This is a genomic window from Rhodoferax lacus (assembly GCF_003415675.1).
Lineage (GTDB): Bacteria > Pseudomonadota > Gammaproteobacteria > Burkholderiales > Burkholderiaceae_C > Allorhodoferax > Allorhodoferax lacus.
This window is the reverse complement of sequence record NZ_QFZK01000059.1, coordinates 1-917: the sequence shown is the minus strand read 5'-3', so window position 1 is coordinate 917 and position 917 is coordinate 1. Positions and strand designations below refer to the sequence as shown.

General features: G+C 53.7%; 1 protein-coding gene. It reads left to right on the top strand.

Going from position 1 to position 917, the window contains the following annotated elements; all coding sequences use genetic code 11:
- Positions 1-76: 76 nt before the first annotated feature.
- On the top strand, positions 77-917 hold an 841-nt coding region (locus DIC66_RS22765; protein ID WP_147321409.1), incomplete at its 3' end, for a transposase.

Sequence of the window (917 nt, the reverse complement as noted above, 5' to 3'; positions counted from 1 at the left end):
GCCGAGGCTGTGTGGAAACACCTTGAATTTGGCGCGCAATTTGCTATGACATAGCAAGCCTTGTGGAGGATTGAGTATGTCCAGATTCGTTGAGGGTCAAGACCGGCACCAGGTCACTTTGTTGCCAGAGTGTCTGGATGACTACATCGCAGAGGACAACTCCGTTCGAGTGGTGGATGCATTCATTAGCGAACTAGACATGGTGGCCCTTGGCTTTGAAGGAGCAACTCCGGCTGCAACGGGCCGTCCGTCGTACCACCCGGCAGTGATGTTGAAGGTCTATCTCTATGGGTATCTCAACCGCATAGCGTCGAGTCGCCGCCTAGAGCGCGAATGCCAACGCAATGTTGAACTCATGTGGCTCACCGGCAGGTTGGCTCCAGACTTCAAGACCATTGCGGATTTCCGCCGTTACAACAGTGCAGGAATACGAAACGTATGCCGCCGCTTTGTCATGCTGTGCCGGGATCTCAAACTCTTTGGCCAGGCGGTAGTGGCTATTGATGGCAGTAAGTTCAAGGCAGTGAATTCACGTGACTGCAACTTCACCAATGGCAAAGTAGACAAACGGCAGCAGCAGGTGGAGGAAAACATCCAGCGATACCTTAGTGCATTGGAGACAGCGGATCGCACGGAGCGCGCCGGACTAGGCTTTAAGACTGTGCAAATAAAAGAGAAGATTGCGCAATTACGCCAGCAATTGCGTTCGCTTGACGTGGTCAGGGAACAACTCAAGGAGCAACCCGATGGGCAGCTCTCAACCACCGATCCTGATGCACGGTCGATGGCCACCGGCTCCAAGAGTTCGGGAGCGGTTGCCTACAACGTGCAGGTTGCCGTAGATACCAAGAATCATCTGATCGTCGCCCATGAAGTGACAAACGCTACAAGTGACAGGGCACAGTTGAGCCCAATGG